At 39.0% G+C, this 21,439-nt stretch carries 19 protein-coding genes; 11 read left to right on the top strand and 8 right to left on the bottom strand.

Going from position 1 to position 21,439, the window contains the following annotated elements; genetic code table 11:
• Positions 1-67: 67 nt before the first annotated feature.
• On the bottom strand, positions 68-1,999 hold the full coding sequence (locus CVP05_RS04010) for a MacB family efflux pump subunit (protein WP_100288292.1): 1,932 nt from the start codon (positions 1,997-1,999) through the stop codon (positions 68-70).
• A 17-nt stretch (positions 2,000-2,016) separates the two neighbouring features.
• On the bottom strand, positions 2,017-3,192 hold the full coding sequence (locus tag CVP05_RS04005; RefSeq protein WP_100288291.1) for an efflux RND transporter periplasmic adaptor subunit: 1,176 nt from the start codon (positions 3,190-3,192) through the stop codon (positions 2,017-2,019).
• 255 nt (positions 3,193-3,447) lie between these two features.
• Here CVP05_RS04005 and CVP05_RS04000 point away from each other — a divergent pair, with 255 nt between their 5' ends.
• The 3 genes from CVP05_RS04000 to CVP05_RS03990 all read left to right on the top strand — a co-directional run bounded on the left by CVP05_RS04000 (position 3,448) and on the right by CVP05_RS03990 (position 6,896).
• Entirely contained in the window at positions 3,448-4,656 is a 1,209-nt protein-coding gene (locus tag CVP05_RS04000; protein WP_100288290.1) for an MFS transporter, read from the top strand.
• A gap of 84 nt (positions 4,657-4,740) precedes the next feature.
• On the top strand, positions 4,741-6,402 hold the full coding sequence (gene glnS / locus CVP05_RS03995; RefSeq protein WP_100288289.1) for a glutamine--tRNA ligase: 1,662 nt from the start codon (positions 4,741-4,743) through the stop codon (positions 6,400-6,402).
• 47 nt (positions 6,403-6,449) lie between these two features.
• Complete coding sequence (locus CVP05_RS03990) at positions 6,450-6,896, top strand: YcgN family cysteine cluster protein (RefSeq protein WP_100288288.1); 447 nt, start codon at positions 6,450-6,452, stop codon at positions 6,894-6,896.
• A 116-nt stretch (positions 6,897-7,012) separates the two neighbouring features.
• Here the strand turns inward: CVP05_RS03990 and CVP05_RS03985 are convergent, their stop codons facing one another.
• The 4 genes from CVP05_RS03985 to CVP05_RS03970 all read right to left on the bottom strand — a co-directional run bounded on the left by CVP05_RS03985 (position 7,013) and on the right by CVP05_RS03970 (position 11,568).
• A complete protein-coding gene (locus tag CVP05_RS03985; RefSeq protein WP_100288287.1) occupies positions 7,013-7,711 on the bottom strand; it encodes a LutC/YkgG family protein in 699 nt (232 codons plus the stop codon).
• Entirely contained in the window at positions 7,711-9,123 is a 1,413-nt protein-coding gene (locus tag CVP05_RS03980; protein WP_100288286.1) for a LutB/LldF family L-lactate oxidation iron-sulfur protein, read from the bottom strand. Before CVP05_RS03980 ends, CVP05_RS03985 begins: the two co-directional genes overlap by 1 nt.
• Positions 9,124-9,126: 3 nt before the next feature.
• Positions 9,127-9,855 (bottom strand): (Fe-S)-binding protein, encoded by a 729-nt coding sequence (locus tag CVP05_RS03975; protein ID WP_100288285.1) that lies wholly within the window; start codon positions 9,853-9,855, stop codon positions 9,127-9,129.
• Positions 9,856-9,972: 117 nt separating this feature from the next.
• Positions 9,973-11,568, bottom strand: coding sequence for a lactate permease LctP family transporter (locus tag CVP05_RS03970; RefSeq protein ID WP_100288284.1), 1,596 nt, complete (start codon positions 11,566-11,568; stop codon positions 9,973-9,975).
• Positions 11,569-11,924: 356 nt separating this feature from the next.
• Here CVP05_RS03970 and CVP05_RS03965 point away from each other — a divergent pair, with 356 nt between their 5' ends.
• From CVP05_RS03965 to CVP05_RS03955, 3 genes are read left to right on the top strand one after another with little or no spacing between them, the layout of a single operon-like run.
• Entirely contained in the window at positions 11,925-13,184 is a 1,260-nt protein-coding gene (locus CVP05_RS03965; protein WP_100288283.1) for a TolC family protein, read from the top strand.
• An 8-nt stretch (positions 13,185-13,192) separates the two neighbouring features.
• Positions 13,193-15,439: a type I secretion system permease/ATPase gene (locus CVP05_RS03960; protein ID WP_100288282.1), complete on the top strand. Its 2,247-nt coding sequence runs from the start codon at positions 13,193-13,195 to the stop codon at positions 15,437-15,439.
• A complete protein-coding gene (locus CVP05_RS03955; RefSeq protein WP_100288281.1) occupies positions 15,432-16,652 on the top strand; it encodes an HlyD family type I secretion periplasmic adaptor subunit in 1,221 nt (406 codons plus the stop codon). The genes CVP05_RS03960 and CVP05_RS03955 overlap by 8 nt, the downstream gene beginning before the upstream one ends.
• Positions 16,653-16,695: 43 nt before the next feature.
• Here CVP05_RS03955 and CVP05_RS03950 read toward each other — a convergent pair whose 3' ends face one another.
• Complete coding sequence (locus CVP05_RS03950; protein ID WP_100288280.1) at positions 16,696-17,253, bottom strand: DUF5358 family protein; 558 nt, start codon at positions 17,251-17,253, stop codon at positions 16,696-16,698.
• 216 nt (positions 17,254-17,469) lie between these two features.
• Here CVP05_RS03950 and infC point away from each other — a divergent pair, with 216 nt between their 5' ends.
• The 4 genes from infC to rnm all read left to right on the top strand — a co-directional run bounded on the left by infC (position 17,470) and on the right by rnm (position 19,724).
• On the top strand, positions 17,470-18,036 hold the full coding sequence (gene infC, locus CVP05_RS03945; protein ID WP_479928749.1) for a translation initiation factor IF-3: 567 nt from the start codon (positions 17,470-17,472) through the stop codon (positions 18,034-18,036).
• 100 nt (positions 18,037-18,136) lie between these two features.
• Positions 18,137-18,334, top strand: coding sequence for a 50S ribosomal protein L35 (gene rpmI / locus CVP05_RS03940; RefSeq protein WP_005596065.1), 198 nt, complete (start codon positions 18,137-18,139; stop codon positions 18,332-18,334).
• A gap of 57 nt (positions 18,335-18,391) precedes the next feature.
• Positions 18,392-18,745 (top strand): 50S ribosomal protein L20, encoded by a 354-nt coding sequence (rplT, locus tag CVP05_RS03935; protein ID WP_005596075.1) that lies wholly within the window; start codon positions 18,392-18,394, stop codon positions 18,743-18,745.
• 142 nt (positions 18,746-18,887) lie between these two features.
• A complete protein-coding gene (gene rnm, locus CVP05_RS03930; protein WP_100288278.1) occupies positions 18,888-19,724 on the top strand; it encodes an RNase RNM in 837 nt (278 codons plus the stop codon).
• Positions 19,725-19,775: 51 nt separating this feature from the next.
• Here rnm and mdh read toward each other — a convergent pair whose 3' ends face one another.
• Positions 19,776-20,711, bottom strand: coding sequence for a malate dehydrogenase (gene mdh / locus CVP05_RS03925; protein WP_100288277.1), 936 nt, complete (start codon positions 20,709-20,711; stop codon positions 19,776-19,778).
• Positions 20,712-20,937: 226 nt separating this feature from the next.
• Between mdh and argR the strand changes: the two genes are divergently transcribed.
• Positions 20,938-21,396 carry a transcriptional regulator ArgR gene (gene argR, locus CVP05_RS03920; protein ID WP_100288306.1) on the top strand — a complete coding sequence of 153 codons (459 nt, stop codon included), beginning with the start codon at positions 20,938-20,940 and terminating at the stop codon, positions 21,394-21,396.
• Positions 21,397-21,439: the final 43 nt, after the last annotated feature.

Below are 21,439 nucleotides of genomic sequence, written 5' to 3'. Positions count from 1 at the left end.
AAGAATTTATTGCACTTTTATACGACTAATTTGTTTAAATTATAACAAAATCTCATTTTTCATAAAATTATTCACGTGCTAACGCTGTGATTGGGTTTAGTTGCGCGGCATTTTTAGCTGGCATATAACCAAATATTACCCCAATTAAGGTTGAACACATCACGGCGGCAACGATAGAAAATGTCGAAAAGGACATCGGAAAATCGCTGATAAAGAGATTGAATATTGCCCCGATGGTTAAGGATAATAAAATGCCTGAAACGCCTCCAATCACACAAATTAAAATGGCTTCAATGAGAAATTGTTGCAAAATATTGTTCTTGCGCGCCCCAATCGCCATACGCACACCAATTTCTTTTGTCCGTTCGGTGACAGATACTAACATAATATTCATAACGCCAATACCACCCACAATCAGGGAGATAAATGCAATCGAAGAGATGAGCAATTTCATTGTCCCGGTTGTACTTTCAATGGTTTGTTTTATGGTGTCACTGTTCATGATAAAAAAGTCTTTTTTACCATGTCGCATGGTTAAATATTCTGTGATACTTTTTTCTGCGACAGTTGTGTTAACATTATCCGTAATTTTTACGGTAATGGAGCTAATTTTATTCCCTCCCGTCACTTTATTCATCACTGTGGTATAAGGTGCGTAGAGGTTTAATGAGCTACTTGCGCTACCCATTTGACGATCGGATACAACACCGATAATACGTAATGGGCGTTTAGCGAACATCACAACTTTACCAATGGGATCTTCATCAGCAAAAATCGCTTTTTTCGCACTTTCGTCTAAAACGGCTACAGCTGCGCTATCTGCAACTTCTTGGGCGCTAATTAGTCGTCCTTGTTGTAATTTGAGTCCTTCCACATCAAAATATTGTTCACCTACACCACGTAAGTTGGTGGAGCTAAAAGATTGATTGCCATAAACGAGAAGCCCACTACTTGCACTATTCGGTGTAACACTTTGCACATAGCTTTGTCGAGCGAGGGCATTGGCATCGCCTACGGTTAAGTTCTGCATTTGAGCGGCCCGGCGATCTCCAAAGCCAGTACCATTAAAAATGGTCATGGTGTTTGTGCCTAATCCATTGATATTGGATAGGATTTTTTGTTGTGAACCATTACCCAACGCCACGACAGAAACCACAGATGTAATACCAATAATGATCCCTAACATGGTCAATAGCGAACGCATTTTATGAGCAACAATGGCACTGACTGACATTTTAAAGGCTTCAAATAGTTGGTCCTTGCTAAATCCAAATCGAGACTTTTTCTCTGTTGGGCGGGAATTAACCGGAGATACGGCAGTTTTTTGTGTATCTCCGATAATTTCTCCATCTTTTATTTCGATAACTCGGTTAGCACTGGCTGCAATGTCTTTATCATGAGTTACCATGATAATGGTGTGTCCTTCTTGGTGTAATTGGCGTAAAATTTCCATTACATTTTCACCACTGTGGGAATCAAGGGCGCCTGTCGGTTCATCTGCTAGAATAATGTCCCCACCATTCATTAATGCTCGCGCAATACTAACACGCTGTTGTTGACCGCCAGAAAGTTCATTAGGTTTATTTCGAGCTTTATCGGCTAAACCGAGTTTACTCAGTAAAATATTTGCTCTTTCTAACCGCTCTTTTTGGTTTTTTCCAGCATAAATAGCAGGTAATGCCACATTTTCTTCGGCGCTAAGTGAAGCCAGTAAATTATAACGTTGAAAAATGAAACCAAATTTTTGGCTGCGTAAATCGGATAATTGATCGGTATTGAGTTCAATGGTTTCGCGACCATCTATTTTATAGGAGCCACTACTTGCCGTATCTAGGCAGCCGATAATATTCATTAACGTCGATTTTCCGGAGCCAGAAGCACCAATAATGGCAACGAAATCGCCTTTTTCGATATTTAATGAAATATCTTTTAAAATATGAACTTGATTTTGCCCTTCGCCAAAGTAGCGGTTAAGGTTCTTTATTTCAATAATATTCATCAAAATTCACCGCACTTTTAGAGAATTCTTGGACCACGCATTTGAGTGCCAACGCGTTCGCCTTGTGCCACTTGTGAAAGAATTGCTTTTTCGCCTTCAACTAAGCCTGATTTGATCTCTGTTTTAAAATCATCTTGGACCCCAATTTCAACGGGGCGATATTCAACTTGATTCTTTGCATTAAGCACATTGACAAAATACTGACCATCACGTTGTTGTAAGGCCATATTCGAGACGGTTAATACATCTTTCGCTTGTGCTATTTTGATGGTGTTTTCAGTCGTCATGCCAATACGTAACACGCGTTTTGGATTATCGACATACATATTGGCATAATAATAAACCGCGTTAGTCGGGGAGGAAGTGTTGCTTGAACTCGTTGTTGTGCCATCGGTAATACTCGTTGTTGCTGGATCCACACTATCAATAATCGCTTCATAGCGGGTTGAGTTGTCAGATAAAATCGTAAAGCTTACGGCTTGTCCCGCTTGTACTTTAGTAATATCGCCCTCAGATATTTCCGGTTTAATTAGCATTTTATCTAAATTAGCCACTGTGACAATTGTCGGTGAAGTTTGGTTAGAATTGACCGTTTGCCCTTCTGAAATTGGGGTAGAGATAATTGTCCCGTCGATTGGCGAGGTGATTTTAGTATAATTGACATTAGTCTCAGCGGTGTTGACTTCAATTTCTGCGCGTTTAATGTCTTCTGTTAACGCATCCATTTCCGCCTTAGCTGAATCTAGGGTATTTTTAGCAGAATTGAGGCTATCGAGTGTGGTCGCCCGTTGTTTGTAGAGTTGATTTAAACGATTGTAGCTTGATTGAGCAATATTATATGCGGTTTGTTTCGCTTTTAATTGCGCCTGATAGCTGGCAAGCGTAGCTTTAGCTGTGTTTAAATTGTTGGTTTGTGTGGTTGAGTCAATTTCAGCGATCATATCGCCCGCTTTAACTTCTTGTCCAAGCTTGACATAGAGTTTGGTAATTTTACCAGAGACTTGTGCGCCAACATCAACTTTATTAGAGCTTTCTATAGAACCTGTGGCGATAACTGATTTTTCTACATCACCACGTAACACATCTTCAGTTAAAAATGTGGGTGTTTGGTCATTATTTTGGTTGAAATAGTAAAAGCCACCACCGATTAACACGATGAGTGCAACCAAGAGTAATAAACCTTTTTTCTTCATAAAATCCCCGAAATTCCGTCATGCTGAATGCTGACGAGATTATATTGCTTTCCTTAATAAAATATTAATGATATATCATGAAAAATGAATGAACGTTCATTTTGCGGTGATTTTAGCATTAAATAGGAAAAATACTACTTTAAACATTCATCTTTTCATTTTCTTACATTAAGATAAGGATAAGAGTGAGCAAGCTTTTAATCGCTCTAAAGAGCGGTCATTTTTACAAAATTTTTATCGGGAAATAAAGAAAGTATGGGACTAATTCAGCGTAAGGTTTGGAGCATTGTATTTGCCGCAGCCCTTATTTTAATGATTACATCAGGTATTCGAATGTCGATGGGATTATTTGTTTCGCCTTTGACAGAAGCTGGATTAAATATTGTAGATGTCAGTTTGGCCATGGCAACTATGCAGTTAATGTGGGGCGTGTCACAGCCCATTACAGGAGCTATAGCCGATCGTTATGGTGCATGGAAAGTTATTTGTTGGGGAGGTATGTTATTAGTTATCGGGTTAGTCATAACGCCGTTTTTACTGAGCTCATGGGGGATTATTTTAACACTGGGGCTGATGGTCGCTTTTGGGGCTGGAGCTGGGAGTTTTTCTGTATTAATGGGACAGGTCGCCCAGCAAACTAGTTTACAACAACGCGGCACGGCTTCTGGAATTTTAAACGCAGGCGGATCATTTGGCCAATTTATTTTTTCTCCTTTTACTCAGGCATTTATCCATTCCCCCATGTTTGGCTGGATAGGTGCATTATATATGCTGGCATTGACAGCATTTGCTACTTTGCCTTTGGGGAAATATCTGACAAAAAATGTGAAATTTCAACCGCACTTTGACACGTCAATGTCAGGAGAACAAAGCTTTAAACAAACAATATTGATGGCTTTTCGTTCCCGTACTTATATTTTGTTACATTTGAGTTTTGCAACTTGCGGTTTCCATGTGGCATTTTTAGTTACTCATTTACCTATGGAAGTGTCTTTACAGGGATTAACAGCTGAGGTCGCTGCATGGACGTTAGCGATTATAGGGATCGCAAATGTCATTGGCAGTTTAGTGGTGGGGTGGTGTGTCGGTCGTTGGCGTAGTACTTATATCTTATTTTGGATGTATGCTTCACGGGGAATATTAAATATTGTGTATTTACTCATGCCTAAAACAGAATTGACATTTTATTTATTTGCTATTGGTTTAGGCTTGAGTTGGTTAGCAACAGTCCCCCCAACCGCTGCATTAATTGCTAAATCTTTTGGTGTACGTTATCTTGGTACTTTGTTTGGACTGACTTTGTTGAGCCATCAAATTGGCGCTTTCTTTGGTGCTTATTGGGGTGGTTTAAGTATGGTAGAAACAGGAGATTATACTTATATGTGGTACTTAGATTGTGTTCTCGCCTTTTTTGCGGCTATTTGTCATTTATTCGTCAAAGAGGCCAAAGTTGTACGAAATTAATGGATAAAACTGACCGCACTTTTGTTATTAGCCCAAACAGTGTAGAATGAGAAAAATAAATTAAAATAAGAGATGAAAAGAAAAATGACTACTGAATCTGTTGAAATTGAGCATAAACCGACAAATTTTATTCGCCAAATTATTGATGAAGATCTTGTCTCTGGCAAGCATCAAAATGTCTATACTCGTTTCCCGCCTGAGCCAAACGGCTATTTACATATTGGTCATGCTAAATCTATTTGCTTGAATTTTGGGATTGCTCAAGATTATGAGGGCAAATGTAATTTACGCTTTGATGATACGAATCCTGTAAAAGAAGATGTGGAATATGTAGATTCAATTAAAGCCGATGTGGAATGGTTAGGTTTTAAATGGGAGGGGGAGCCGCGTTATGCCTCTGATTACTTCGACCAACTATATGGCTATGCCATTGAATTAATTGAGAAAGGTTTGGCTTATGTTGATGAGTTATCTCCTGAGCAAATGCGGGAATATCGTGGCACATTAACGGAACCAGGTAAAAACAGCCCATATCGTGATCGTTCCATAGAAGAAAACTTAGCCTTATTTGAGAAAATGAAAAATGGTGAAGTGGAAGAAGGGAAAATGAGCCTACGCGCGAAGATTGATATGGCTTCGCCGTTTATGGTTATGCGAGATCCTGTCATTTATCGTATTAAATTTGCGAGCCACCATCAAACGGGGGATAAATGGTGCATTTATCCAATGTATGACTTTACCCATTGTATTTCTGATGCCATTGAGCGAATCACTCATTCTTTATGTACTTTGGAATTCCAAGATAATCGCCGTTTATACGATTGGGTGTTAGATAATATTTCTATTGAACGACCACTTCCACATCAATATGAGTTTTCACGTTTAAACTTAGAAGGCACTCTGACATCTAAGCGTAAGTTGTTGAAGTTAGTCGAAGAGGGCGTTGTAGATGGTTGGAACGATCCGCGTATGCCAACGATTTCAGGTTTACGTCGCCGTGGCTATACTCCGGCTTCCTTACGTGAGTTTTGTCGTCGTATTGGCGTGACTAAACAAGATAATGTCGTGGAGTTTAGTGCGTTAGAATCTTGTATACGTGATGATTTAAATCAGAATGCGCCACGTGCGATGGCCGTGTTAAACCCATTGAAAGTCGTGATTGAAAATTTTGGTGACAAGGAAATACTTACTGCGCCAAATCACCCAAATCGCCCTGAGTTAGGTGAGCGACAATTACCGTTTAGCCGCGAAATTTTTATTGATCAGGCTGATTTCCGTGAAGAAGCGAATAAACAATATAAACGTTTAGTCTTAGGCAAAGAAGTGCGTTTGCGTAATGCTTATGTGATTAAGGCTGAGCGAGTGGAAAAAGATCAAGATGGAAATATCGTATGTGTATATTGTACTTACGATCCGGATACATTAGGCAAGAATCCTGCCGATGGCCGTAAGGTCAAAGGCGTGATTCAATGGGTATCAGCGTCAGACAATTTACCAGCGGAATTCCGTATTTACAGCCGTCTGTTTAATATGGCAAATCCTGGCGCGGAAGACGATATTTTGGCAGCGATTAATCCAGAATCTTTAATTGTGAAGCATGGGATAGTGGAGCAGAGTTTGGCAAATGCTCAGCCTGAACAAGCTTATCAGTTTGAGAGAGAGGGATATTATTGCGCGGATAATCGTGATAGCCGACCTGAGCATTTGGTCTTTAACTTGACAGTGAGCCTGAAAGAGGGCTTTTAATCTCAATTTTTATTTTAAGGCGGGCGTGTATACGCCCATTTTATTTTATGGCAGATTTAGAACCTTATTTTTGGCAACATAAATCCTTGTTAGAGATGAACGAGGCAGAGTGGGAAGCGCTTTGTGACGGTTGTGGAAAATGCTGTTATCGTAAATATATAGAGGGGCGAGGAAAGCGGCAAAAATTATATTATACGCGTATTGCCTGTAATTTATTGGATTTAGAAACAGGAAAGTGCGGTCAATATTCGAAACGTTTTCAACTTGAGCCGGATTGTACCAAATTAACGAAAAAGAATTTGCCCGATTTTCGCTGGTTACCGACTACTTGCGCTTATCGTCTATTATATGAAGGGAAACCATTACCTGAATGGCACCCCTTAATCACGCATAATACACATTCTGTAAAGCAAGCCAATATCATGATTTCTAACGGTATTCATGAAAAAGAGGTTATTGATTGGTTTGAATTTGTCATTGATGTTGAAAAATGATAAATGACGTTTAAAAAGATACGGGTAATATGCCGTTAAATTCATTTTGTGACATTTTCAAGTTCGTTGCTTTTGTCTCAAAATGAATCTATGTGGCTATGTACCCGTATGTAAGATTATAGATCGTCGATCAATAAATAAATTTGTGCCACAGGACCATGTACTCCAACGACTTTAATTAATTCAATGTCAGCAGTAGAACTTGGCCCTGAGATGATATTTATACAGGACGGCATGCGCTCACCTTGTTGTGCTTTGTCATGTAGAACTTTTGCTACCTGAGCCACACGAGGAACAACTTGGCTTTTCCGCAGAATTACAATAGATTTTTCTGGTAGCAAGCTAACAGAACGGCCATATTCTTTTTGGGAGAATAGAACAAAACCTCCTGACTCCGTTAATCCATATTCAGCATGTACAATGCCAATATTTGCTTTTTCAGCCGCTTGTATATTGGCGTAACCTGCTTGTGGGGACCAAATATAGCAGGTGTACTGGTTTTGGACTGCTTGAGTTAAACCGAGCGCATCTAGGCGAGAGTCCTGATTGATTATAATATCGCCTCCACCGTACTTCTCACATAACTCAAGTAATTTCTCAGCAACATTTTGTTCCGTTGCTTCTAATACGTCGACACCAACAGTCTTCGCTGAGTTTACGAATTGTTCGCAAAGCTCTGCAGGACTGAGATGAGTCAGTCGTTCTGCTGGATAGTGATTGACAAGATCGGTCAATGGTTCTGGCACTGTAGAGCGCGTTTTTCCCATCTTTTGAGCCAGTTTATTTAAAAAGTCTTCGCGATTTTGTTGATTCATTATTTTGCCTCCCGATTTTTAAACCATTGACGGAAGCTTTCGCCATCAGGTTGTGGTAAATCACGTGCTTTTGTCCATTCTCCTAATGCACCAATGGAAATAGGCGCTTTCCCATTTTTGATAAATTTACTCGCGACTTTTGCTCCAACATTCACTCCAATTTTCCATAATGCTGGATTCGAGTTAGCCAGGCCAAAACCGAAGATTGATAAACGTTCAATAGCGGGTGTTTTGCCTGTTTGAGCCATCACTTCTCGGTGTTTTAGAATAAGTTGTGCGAGAGGAATTTTTACCGGGCACACTGAATTACATGCGGTACATAAAGAACATGCATAAGGGAGTTCTTTAAATTCATCATAGCCACCTAATAATGGTGAAATAACAGAGCCAATTGGGCCTGGATAAATAGAACCATAGCCATGTCCCCCAATTTGGCGATAAGCAGGACAAGTATTTAAACAAGCACCACAACGAATACAGCGTAACACTTCTTTAAACTCGGAGGCTATGATATCAGACCGACCGTTATCAACGATAACTAAGTGAAATTCTTCTGGCCCGTCAGTTTCCCCTTCGAGGCGTGGGCCAGTTAACCAAGTATTATAACTGGTTAATTTGGCACCAACCGCGCTGCGCGCTAACATGGTAATTAACACATCGACTTCTTCAAAGGTTGGAGCAAGGCGCTCCATGCCCATCACCGCAATATGCGTTTTTGGGACTGTCGTGGCTAAACGTAAATTCCCCTCATTGGTCACTAAACAGACACTACCAGTTTCAGCAACGGCAAAATTACAACCACTAATACCAATATCAGCTTCTAAAAAATCTTGACGAATTTTTTTGCGTACAAATAACGTGATATCTTCAGGTGTTTCCGGGCCATCGTAACCGAGTTTTTCATGTAAGTCTTTACGAATTTGATGACGATCTTTGTGAATAGCGGGTACAACGATATGAGAAGGTTTATCTCCTGAAACTTGTAATAAATATTCTCCTAAATCGGTTTCAATTACCTGCATGCCTTCTTGTTCAAGAACATGATTGAGGCCGATTTCTTCAGTCACCATAGATTTCGATTTGACAATTTTTTTGGCATTTTTGTCTAATGCGACTTTGCGGATATATTCGGTCGCTTGTTCTGCGGTTTCAGCAAAGTAGACATGACCACCATTTTCTGTGACTTTTTCACTTAATTGATATAAGTATGCATCAATATTTTGTAATACATGGTTACGGATTTGTTTAGCTAAATCGCGCCATTCTTCCCAATGACCAAGCTCATCGACCATTTTTTGACGGTTGGTACCGATGGTTTCTTGTGCCTTGATGACAGCTTTGCGCATAATATCATTATTGACCTCATGGTCTACGCGATCTTTAAAAGACAGGTTACTTGTTTTTAATGACATCGCTTATTCCCCCTGCATCAAGACTTCGGCAATGTGCATGACTTTAATTTTGCTTCCCTCACGATGGAGACGTCCACCGATATTGATTAAGCAACTTACATCCGCACCAATTAAATATTCAGGTTCAGCTTCGTTAATATGCTCGACTTTTTCTTTGACCATTTCGCCAGAGATTTCCGCCATTTTTACGGAAAATGTGCCGCCAAATCCACAACAAGTTTGTTGATTGTGAATAGGTAAAAGTTGTAAGCCTTTAACATTTTCAAGCAAAGTGATAGGTTCATTAACAATACCTAGTTTGCGGAAGAGGCTGCATGATGGGTGATAAACAGCACGACCAGGTAGTGCGGCGCCAACATTCGTGACACCCAGTACATTCACAATAAAATCAGTAAGATCATGGAAACGATTTGCGACTTTTTCAGCTCGTGCAGCCCATTGGCTTTCACCTTCACGCTGGAATACTTCAGCATAATTTTTAATTGCGTAGACACAAGAGCCTGCTGGCGCAACGATAGGATAGTCATTGGCCTCAAAGGTTTCTACTAAGTTTTTCATTCCAGCAAGAGCCTGTTTAGTGTAGCCGCTGTTTAGTGCAGGTTGCCCACAACAACCTTGTTTTTCAAGAAAAATCACATTGCAGCCTAATTTTTCCAGTAAAAGCACAGTATTTTTAGCAACTCCGCTTTTTACAACATCAGCAATACAAGTGACATAAATATTTACGTTCATAATCACTCCCAAAGATAGAACGACATTCATTATAGTTGTTTGAGTAAATCATATTGGATTTACTCTAAACCTCTTTTGTAGGGCGAGCAGATTCGCCCTACATTTTGTAGTCTCATTTTAAAGGGTAAAGAACAACGGAACAAGGAAGATTGCACAGAGTGCAGCAATAATGCCATAAATAATCATTGGTACGATGGTTGTTTTGATAATTTCACCCTCTTTATTGGCTATATTTAACACCGAGTTAACCGCAACGATATTATTAATACAGACCATATTCCCCATAGCCCCACCAACGGATTGGAGTGCAAGAATGAGAGAAACGGATAAACCGGTTGTTTCCGCAGTGGAAAGCTGAACACTACCAAAAGTTAAGTTGGATACGGTATTTGAACCAGAAAAGAATGAACCTACCGCACCTAAATAAGAAGAGAAGAAGGTCCAATATTCACCGGTAGCTTGTGCAAAGTTTTGGCCAATGATTTTTACCATAGAATGATCGCCCCCAACCAGCATGAGTTTAACCATGATCAATGCGCCAACTAAAGCGAAAAATGGATTTTTACTTTGTTTAAAGCTACCGCTAAAAATATCTTTCACTTTGTTTGCTGACAGCGCAAAAATTGGGATAGCAATTAATACAGTAATCACAAATGGGATTAGAGCGGGGACATATAATAATTTATAACTTGCACTAACATTGGTGCCAAAAATTTCTTTTAAGCTGAAGATTAGCCCGTAGCTAATTTCAAATTGCCCAAGAGAACCTAATTGGGTAGAAAACCATGTTGTTGCATCGTTCATGAGTTGTTTTAAGCCTAATTGGTGAATACGGGTCACAATCAAAATGGCAATTAACATACCTGTTGGGAATAATGCTTTGATGACTTGACCTTTAGTTACCGCATTCTTATCTAGGTTATTTTCAACCTTTTCTAAACCAATGTTACGGTTTGCAACAAAAATAGAAGCAAGTAGACCAATGGCGCCACCAACTAATGATGGGAATTCATAGTTAACTTGAGCTAATAAGAAATAAGGTATCACGCAAGCAAAAATACTGATATAAATGAAGAGCAGATTTTTGCGAATATCATTCCAGCTGACAAGCACACGTAGGGCAAGGACGGGAATAATTAATGCCGCGATACTATGGATAAAAGCGGTGATTGCGCCAATTTGTAAGATTTGATCTTCAGCAAGTTGTAATGGGCCAAAACCGAACCAAGTCGGTGTTCCAACTGCACCAAATGAGACTGGAACAGAGTTCATAATAAGTGCAAGAATAGCGACTTTAATAGGATTAAAACCTAAGCCCACTAGAATTGGCGCGGCGATAGCTGCAGGTGTTCCGAAGCCACTAGCACCTTCAATCATAAAGGCAAATGCCCAACCAATAATCATTAATTGTGCCACAGGGTTAGGGTTTATGTTACCTAACCATTTACGTAATACATCGGTGACGCCTGAGATTTCGGAAAAACGATTAAACAAAATCGCACCAAAAATAACGGTAATAGGGGTTTGAACATCGACAATCGCTGCTGCGATGTTGGCACTAATCGTTGAAATATCTGTACCAAAATAGAAAAGTTGAATGGATAATACTAAAGCAGCGATCCAAGGTAATGCAACATAGGAGGGGAGAGCATTACGTTTTACCATTAAGTAAATTAACAAGATAATTGGAAAAACACTTAAAATAAAAGCCATGATAATTCCTCAATAAAAACGGAGTGTTGACTAAATATAGGAGACATAAGATATGTTATTGCGGGTATGGTAGATAACGATGTCATGCCCCTAAATTGCCATTATTTTATTAATTTTTTGTAAAAAAGGATAATAATTTTGTTTAATTGTGAGAGGTGTATCAAAAAAAAATCTAGAATTTGTTTAAAAAATAAAATATTTTTAACTTAAATCAAGAAGAGGCAAGCAGAATTTTGCTGTGATAGCCTCAATTTTGTTATATAATTTTGCGATTTTAAAAAAAAGAGCGGTGAAAAAAATGAAAATTTTTAGATTGTTATCACCGTAAATGACAGTGTTAGATAGAGGATTAAAGTATGTTTAAGTATCTTGTGAAGCATAGCACGGTGTTTTCTGCATTATTATTGACGATAAGTGCGGCACAAGCACAAGACTTGAAATCAATTATTCAATATTCATTAACTAATGCACCAGAGATGAAAGAAGCGAGTGCGGATATTGAATCATCTGTGAATCGAACAGAACAGGCAAAAGCACAACATTGGCCGATTGTGAGTGTGATTGGAAATCGTACATTAAGCCAATATCATGAAAATCAAAGTAACTACAAAACCCAAAAAATAGTGCCGGGTGTGAGAGGCGAAGTGAATTTATATTCCTTTGGGGCGATTGAAGCGGATGTTGAAAAAAGTCGTAAAGAACAAGAGCAATATACCCATCGTTATAATCAAACAAGAGACACTGTAGCTTATACTGTAGCAGATCTTTATTTGAAAGCGTTAGCAGCGAAAGAATCTATTGCGGTGGCTAAAAATAGCCTTGCTCGCCATGATCGTATTTTAAGAAATTTAACGACAATTGTGAGTAGTGATGAAGGGCGTGAGTCAGAATATGTACAAGCACAGTCACGTCGTTTAATGGTAGAGCAAGAGATTAATACCTATCGTCGACAAATGGAATTAACACTGAGTACCTTATCTAAATACACGAAAAAGCCGGTTACAGAGAAAGATTTGGTGAATCCATTTATAAATTTACCTGCAGATACATTATATAAAAAATATACTGCGCAAGATAAAGGCCAAAATGCGGCATATCTTGCAAGTAAAGCGGAGCTTGAAGCTCGTCAATTAGAACTTAAAGCAGAAGAAAGAAAACGCCTTCCTCGTATTAATTTAACAGGTTCAGCCACGACCGAAGATCGTGAAATTGGTGTAGGTGTGACTTGGGATATTTTAAATGTGGCGTCTAGTTATTCCGTTCGTGAGAAAGCAAGTAATATGGCTGCAGCTTACGAACGATTAGACCGTATCAATCGTGATTTAGATGAACAAGCTCGATTGGCCATTGTGGGTATTGAAGAAAGTAATGTACAGCTGAAAACATTGAAATCTCAAATTAGTGCGTCAAAAAAAGTGGTGGATTTTTATCAATTACAATTTGAAATTGCTCGACGTAGTTTACTTGACGTATTAAACGCGGAAAGAGATTTATCTGCAGTTGAATTAGCTTATGCGAGAACACAATATGATCTTCGTTTGGCAACATTAGATTTTTTACAATCACAAGGCATGTTAGCGACATGGGCTGGTGTAGAAAATAAAGTAACGTTTTAGGAATAAATATGAAGTTAATTATCGAAAGTGTGTCGTTAGCTACACAATTATTAGGCTCAGAACTGTCGACAGCTTCCTTAATGGCACACACAATTCGCACTCAAAATATGGGGGTGGATCTTGGTTCATTGGTGGAATATTTAAAAACAGAAGGTTTTGAAAACACCATTTCACAGCGAGATTTATCCGATATTCCTTCTTTGGCAATGCCTGTGGTCTTGATTTTACAGAATCAAGAAGGCGCAGTGGTGACTGAAATTCAAGAAGATGCTGAGGGTGTACGCCAATATAAGATTCAGCAATTTGATGGATTGTCACAATGGGTACCCGAGGAGGAATTAGCCTCTAAATATTTAGGCTATTGTTGGTTTATTAAAGCAAAAGAACAGGCTGATGTACGTTCAGAATTACCAGAATATGAAATGCCAAAAGCGTGGTTTTTCAAAGTAATCTGGCGTTTTAAACGTTATTATTATCAAGTGATTGTAGCCACCTTTATTATCAATTTCCTTGCTCTAGTAAGTTCGCTTTATGTGATGAATGTATATGACCGGGTGATTCCAAATAAATCTTATCAAACCTTATGGGTGTTAAGTATTGGGGTATTTTTGGCGATCAGTTTTGAGTTTATTGCAAAGTTAATTCGAGGGCGATTGACTGATATTGCAGGCAAAAAGGCAGATTTAATTATTAGTTCGGCGCTATTTCGTCGAGTGTTAGGATTAAAACTCTCTGAACGTCCGGTTTCATCAGGTTCTTATGCAAATAATTTACGTGAATTTGAATCAGTGCGTGAATTTATGACCAGTGCCAGTCTATTGACCTTAGTTGATATCCCTTTCCTATTTTTATTCTTAGGTGTGATGTGGCTGATTGCGGGTAAATTAGCATTAGTGCCAATGGTCATTATTCCAATTGTGATTATAGTTGGGTTATTAGCACAGATTCCGCTTTCTCGTTCAATTAATGAATCAATGAAAGAATCTTCGCAAAGACAAGGCCTTGTAGTGGAAGCTTTGGAGGGGATTGAAACCTTAAAAACCAATAACGCAATGAATTGGGCGCAAAAACGTTGGGATTTTTATACCGCAAAAGCGGCGGCTTCTTCTATTAAAGTAAAAGATACGAGTAATTTTGTTGTCAGTTTCGCAACCATGATGCAGCAGTTAAATACCGTTTTTCTTGTTGTGGTAGGAACGTATTTGATCCATAGTGATGATCCCGCTAGCAAAATTACGATGGGGGCATTAATTGCATCAGTTATCCTTTCTGGACGTGCGCTTTCTCCACTGGGACAAATAGCAGGGCTTGCTGTGCGTTTTCAGCAGGCATGGCTTGCGTTAAAAGGCGTGAACGGAATTATCGAACGTAATGTCGACCGAGAGTCAACCCGAAAATACATTACGCTGAAGCAAGTGGCAGGGAAAATTCAGTTCAATCATGCAGAATTTGCCTATCAAAAAGATAGCGCTTCGGTGATACAGGATTTATCCTTGACCATTAATCCAGGAGAAAAAGTCGGGATTTTAGGACGTATCGGTAGTGGTAAATCGACAGCATTAAAATTGGCGATGGGACTTTATGAGCCCAAAAAAGGAAGTGTGACCCTTGATGATGTTGATATTCGTCAAATTGATCCGCATTTTGTGCGTAATCAAATGCTTCTATTAGAACAAAATCCTCGCTTATTTTTAGGCACATTACGAGAAAATCTCGATTTAGCTCGCCAAGATGGTTTTTCTAATGATCAAGATTTAATTAGAGCATTGTCACGCTTTGGATTAGATAAAATGATTCGCAATCACCCGAAAGGGCTTGATATGCAAATTGGTGAGGGTGGGCTTGGCTTGTCCGGAGGGCAAAAACAAGTGATCGCGTTGGCGAGAATGACCATTCGAAATCCGAAAGTTGTGCTTTTAGATGAGCCTACAACAGGCTTAGATCAAGGCTCTGAAATTCAGGCATTACGTGCTATTGCTGATTGGGCGAGACATCGTACTTTACTTGTTGTGACTCATCGTCCTCAAGTATTACAGATCGTGAATCGTATTATTGTTGTTGAGGAAGGTAAAGTGTTGATGGACGGACCTCGTGATGAGGTATTAAAACAATTAGCACAAAATGAAGCGAAATTTCAAGAGGCGCAACAACTGGCGAGAAAAAAACAGTTAGAAGAAATGAATAACAAAAACAATCAAACAGCAGAACAAGATTCCGCACCAGAGACTCAACAGGTGGATAAAGACCATGAGTAAAAAGCAACTTAGTCAAAAAGATATTCAGTTATTAACGGATTTAAATGCAGCTTTACAGCAGGAAAACCATAAAGGCGCTTTTATTGGGATTATTGCGTTATTTGTTTTTTTAGTGACGTTTGTTGTATGGGCATATAATAGCCCTGTTGAAGAGGTGACAAGAGGGCAGGGCAGTATTATCCCAAATAGCCGTGAACAAGTGATTCAAAGTTTGGATCCCGGCATTATTAGCGAGATGTTGGTAAAAGAAGGGGATACCGTAGAGAAAGGACAAGTATTATTAAAGCTAGATGATACGCGAAGCTCGGCTGTGTTACGTGAAAGCCAAGCAAAAGTGGAAAGTTTAGAGGCGCTATCTGCTCGATTAAAGGCCGAAGCTTATGGACAAACTTTGAGTTTTCCTGAAAATATACCAACTAAACTGAAAGAACAAGAAACGTCTATTTATAAATCACGGCGTGAGTCTTTAGAGCAAGCGGTAAAAACTTTAGAAAATAGTAAAGCGTTACTTGAACGTGAAATCAGAATGACCACGCCGATGGTTGCTCGCGGTGCAATGTCAGAAGTAGAATTATTGCGTATGAAGCGAGAGGCGAGTGATTTGCAACTTCAGATTATTGAACGCCAAAATCGCTATATTACTGAAGCAAGTACCGAATTAACGAAAGTTGAAACAGAATTGTCCCAGGCAAGGGAAAATATGGCCGCCCGAGCAGATCCTGTTGAACGTTCACTCATTCGCGCGCCACTTAAAGGTATTATTAAAAATATTCGTATTAATACTATCGGCGGGGTAATTAGTGCAGGACAAGACATTATGGAAATTGTACCAATCGAAGATAATCTTCTCGTTGAAGCTTATATTAGCCCAAGTGACGTAGCTTATGTTCGACCGGGTATGCCTGCAGTGGTAAAATTGACGGCTTATGATTATGCTATATATGGTGGATTAGATGGGATTGTTACTTTGCTGAGCCCAGATACCTTGCAAGATCAAAAGCGTCCGAGTGATTTAAAACTTGACCCAAGTGAAGCTTATTATCGTGTACTTGTTCGCACAGATAATAATACTCTAGTGGATAAGAACGGTAATTCTATGCCGATTATTCCGGGTATGATTGCTTCTGTTGATATTAAAACCGGTGAAAAAACCGTGTTTGAATATTTAATTAAACCTATTACGCGAATGAAACAAGCGTTACAAGAACGTTAATTAATATAGGGGCATATTCGCCCTTATGTCATTTTTGTTATTATCACAATAGCATTAAGCCGATTCCCCATTTTAAAATATCAAAAGAGAAGCGACTTTTTTCAAGGTTTTTACCATTATCGGTTTTATTTTCATGCTTATCTTCTTCAACCATCGCATTACGATACTCACCTTTTACAACCGCAAGATCATCTCGTGCTTGTTTTTGGAGTATGGCACATTTTTCTTCATCTAATGGTTTCGCTTTTATATCTTTGAATTTTTTACGTTGGTAAGTAACGTAATCCATCGACTTTTGATCGTTCTTAATGATCTGTAAATTATCTCGACCAACAATGTCTTCTAGAGGATAGAAAAAAACATATTGGGAGTAGATAAATGAGTCTTCTTGAGAAAAATGTTCTTGTTGAATACGGGTTAAATTGGGATAAACACATTGTTCTACTTGATTACCGGCAATTACCCAACGCTTAGCATCTTGATCGGATAATTGATAATCTGCGCCTGCAAATTGTGCAGGGATAGGGGATTGAGAATTATCTGAAAAAGTACAAGCCGTTAGAGATAATAGCGTAATAAAAAGAAATCCTTTATTGCACATAGTAAGCCTTTAATAATAAAAAATGATACTGACTATTTTAATTTGAAAATTAATTTCGTCAAATTTAGTCATATCAGCCAATAGATGAAAAAATATCCTTGCCAAGTGGCATATTTTTCTTTAAAATTCATGCGTTTTGTCATATAGAAAGGCAACATTTTCGACTGCTTGAAACCGAGAGCCTATTTTAGACTTTATTGTGTTCTGGCATAGCTTATAATCATTATAGAGGAAAAGACTATTAAAACCGCAAAACGTGCCCCAGTTACTAATCGCCCGAATCGTATTAATGAAGAAATTCGAGTGAAAGAAGTCCGCTTAATTGACCAAAATGGTGATCAAGCAGGTATCGTATCTATTCAGGAAGCATTACAAAAAGCAGAAGATGCTGATTTGGATCTTGTTGAAATTAGCCCAAATGCGGAGCCACCCGTATGTCGTATTATGAACTACGGTAAATTCCTTTATGAAAAAGATAAAGCAGCAAAAGAGCAGAAGAAAAAGCAAAAAGTTGTGCAAGTGAAGGAAATTAAATTCCGTCCTGGTACAGATGAAGGCGACTATCAGGTAAAACTACGCAGCCTGATTCGCTTCTTAGAAGATGGGGATAAAGCCAAAATCACTGTTCGTTTTCGCGGACGTGAAATGGCCCACCAAGACATTGGTCTAGACGTGTTAGAGCGTGTAAAGAATGACCTTGCAGATATTTCCGTTGTTGAATCAGCACCGGGTAAACTGGAAGGTCGCCAAGCAGTTATGGTACTCGCCCCGAAAAAGAAATAATTAGCGCTAGCAAGTAATTTATACGGACAGAACACGTTTTGTCTATATTAATTCGCCTAATTATTATGTATTAACTTAAACAATGCGGAGTTATTAAACAATGCCTAAAATTAAAACAGTACGTGGTGCTGCTAAGCGTTTTAAAAAGACGGCTTCTGGCGGTTTCAAACGTAAACAATCTCACTTACGTCATATTTTGACTAAAAAAACAACTAAACGTAAACGTCATTTACGTCATAAATCTATGGTGGCAAAAGCTGACCAAGTTTTAGTTGTAGCATGTTTACCATACGCGTAAGCATGAGTCGTACGATTAGTTCAATTTTAGTTTAAGATATCAATAGGAGATTAGATAATGGCTCGTGTAAAACGTGGTGTTATTGCAAGAGCACGCCATAAGAAAGTTCTTAAGGCTGCTAAAGGTTATTATGGTGCGCGTTCACGCGTGTATCGCGTTGCTTTCCAAGCGGTAATTAAAGCTGGTCAATATGCTTACCGTGACCGTCGTCAACGTAAACGTCAATTCCGTCAATTATGGATTGCTCGTATTAACGCAGCAGCCCGTCAAAACGGTTTATCATACAGCAAGTTCATCAACGGCTTGAAAAAAGCATCAGTTGAGATCGATCGTAAGATTCTTGCTGATATTGCAGTATTTGACAAGGTAGCTTTTGCGGCCTTAGTTGAAAAAGCAAAATCTGCACTTTAATTGTTAGAGTGTGAAAATGGGAGCTTAGGCTCCCTTTTTCATATGTACTAAAAATGTTATCTTGAGCTGAAAAATGAAATTTTCTGTTTTAGATTGGTGATACGCGCTAAGTCTAGAGTATAAAATAAAGATTGAGCATACAATGAATATAATCCCGCCTTTAAAATATGATCTTCACTGCCATAGTACTGCTTCAGATGGGGTATTATCTCCTACCGCATTGATCAACAGAGCTTTAGAAAATGGTGTCGATGTTTTAGCTTTGACAGATCATGATAGTATCGCAGGACTTGAAGAAGCGAAACTAGCGGCTCAAGCTGCAGGAATTCGACTGATTAACGGGGTTGAAATCTCAACGCAATGGGAGAATCGGGGTATTCATATTGTAGGGTTGGATTTTGATGAAACTTCGCCAAAAATGACCGCACTTTTAGCAGAGCAAGCAGAGTTACGCTATCAAAGAGCTTTACAAATAGGTGAAAAATTAGCAGCTATGGGCTTGGTTGGCGCATTTGAAGGCGCGAAGAGTTTAGCCACCGGGGAGGTAACAAGAGCGCATTATGCTCGTTACTTAGTGCAAATTGGTAAGGTGTCTAATGAACAGCAGGCATTTAAAAAATACTTATCACAAGGCAAACCAGCTTATGTTAAATCACAATGGTGTGATATTAAAACAGCTATAGATGTGATTCATCAAGCTGGTGGGTTGGCTGTGTTAGCTCACCCTTTACGTTACACAATGACAAATCGTTGGATTAAAAAATTAATTGCAGATTTTAAGTCATGGGGAGGAGATGCAATGGAAGTTGCAGGCTGTGGCCAGACGAAAGATCAGCGTCAAGTATTAGCCCGTTGGGCAAATGAATATGGGCTAATGGCTTCTATGGGATCTGATTTTCATTTCCCATGTGGATGGATTGAATTGGGAAAATCATTATGGTTGCCAGAGGGGTGTCGATTCGTATTAGAAAGTCGATAGAGTTAGGATAACAGTAGGGCGTGAGTATACGCCCTACTAAAGGTTGAAGCATTATTGATTGACAAACTTCTCACCTAATTCAATGTCTGCACGTAATGTTTCTAACATTGATTCTAACGCGTTTTGTTCAAAGTCACTTAATTGACCAATTGGTAAAATTTCCTCTACACCTTCAGGGCCTAAACGGACAGGTTGTGCAAAGAATCGAGCATATTTACCATCGCCTTCTACATAGGTACACTCAATAACGGATTCTCCACTTAATCCTTTTACAAGAGCGCGAGCGAAACGCGCTGCAGCTTGCGCCATAGATAGAGTTGCAGAACCGCCACCGGCTTTAGCTTCAACGACTTCAGTACCGGCATTTTGGATACGTTTAGTTAATGGCGCGATTTCGTCCGCTTTCCAATCAGCATAATTAACTTGTGATAATAATGGTAAAATTGTGACACCAGAATGCCCACCAATAACAGGCACATTGATACTATCAATATCTAAACCTTTTAATTCAGCTACGAATGTTTCAGAACGTAATACATCTAAGGTTGTTACCCCAAATAATTTACGCTTGTCGTATACACCTGCTTTTTTCAGCACTTCAGCAGCAATAGCCACAGTGGTGTTGACAGGATTGGTAATAATACCAATACAGGCTGTTGGGCAGGTTGCAGCAACTTTTTCAATTAAATTGCGAACAATACCCGCATTAATATTAAATAAGTCGGAGCGATCCATGCCAGGCTTACGCGCTACACCGGCAGAGATTAATACTACATCCGCACCTTCTAAAGCAGGGGTTGGGTCTTCTCCTCCAAATCCTTGTACTTTAACGGCCGTTGGGATATGGCTGACGTCAGCAGCAACACCTGGTGTGACAGGCGCGATATCATATAGAGATAATTCTGAACCTGCGGGTAGCTGTAATTTTAATAACAAGGCTAATGCTTGACCAATACCACCAGCGGCACCTAAAACTGCAACTTTCATGGAATACTCCTTAATTAATCAATTAACATTAATGGGGTAGAGTGTATGCTTTTAGCAAAATAAATTCAATGAGATAAATTCAATATTGAGATCTAGAGCAAATTTTTTTAGAAAAAATCTGACATAAAGTGCGGTTAAGTTTCTAGATAATTAAATAATAATTGATTTTAATTGAATTTTTATGCAGAATTTATTCAAAAATAATAAAGGTAAACTCAAGGATACTATGACACCAGATAATTTATATAGTGCATTTAAGGAATTACTTGCGCAAGAACGATTTGGTTCCCAAAGTGAAATCGTCACGGCTTTGCAAGAATTAGGATTTACTCAAGTTAATCAATCAAAAGTTTCACGTATGCTGAGTAAATTTGGGGCGGTGCGTACACGTAATACACGTATGGAAATGGTTTATTGTTTGCCTAATGAGTTCAGTGTGCCGAATACCGCTAGCCCTGTAAAAAATTTGGTACTGGATATTGATCATAATGCCATGTTGATTGTGATTCGAACGAGTCCGGGCGCTGCACAGTTAATCGCTCGTTTGCTGGATTCGTTGGGTAAAAGTGATGGTATTTTAGGTACAATAGCAGGAGATGATACAATTTTTATCACCCCAACCAAAGGAGTAGAAATAGAGCAGCTGATGAAAAATATTCAGCAACTCTTTGAAACATCATTATAAGATTTTTTATTTCGAATAGTAGATTTCAATGTGGCGACAGGAG

Source organism: Conservatibacter flavescens (assembly GCF_002795425.1).
GTDB lineage: Bacteria > Pseudomonadota > Gammaproteobacteria > Enterobacterales > Pasteurellaceae > Conservatibacter > Conservatibacter flavescens.
This window is presented reverse-complemented; position numbering and strand designations above follow the sequence as displayed.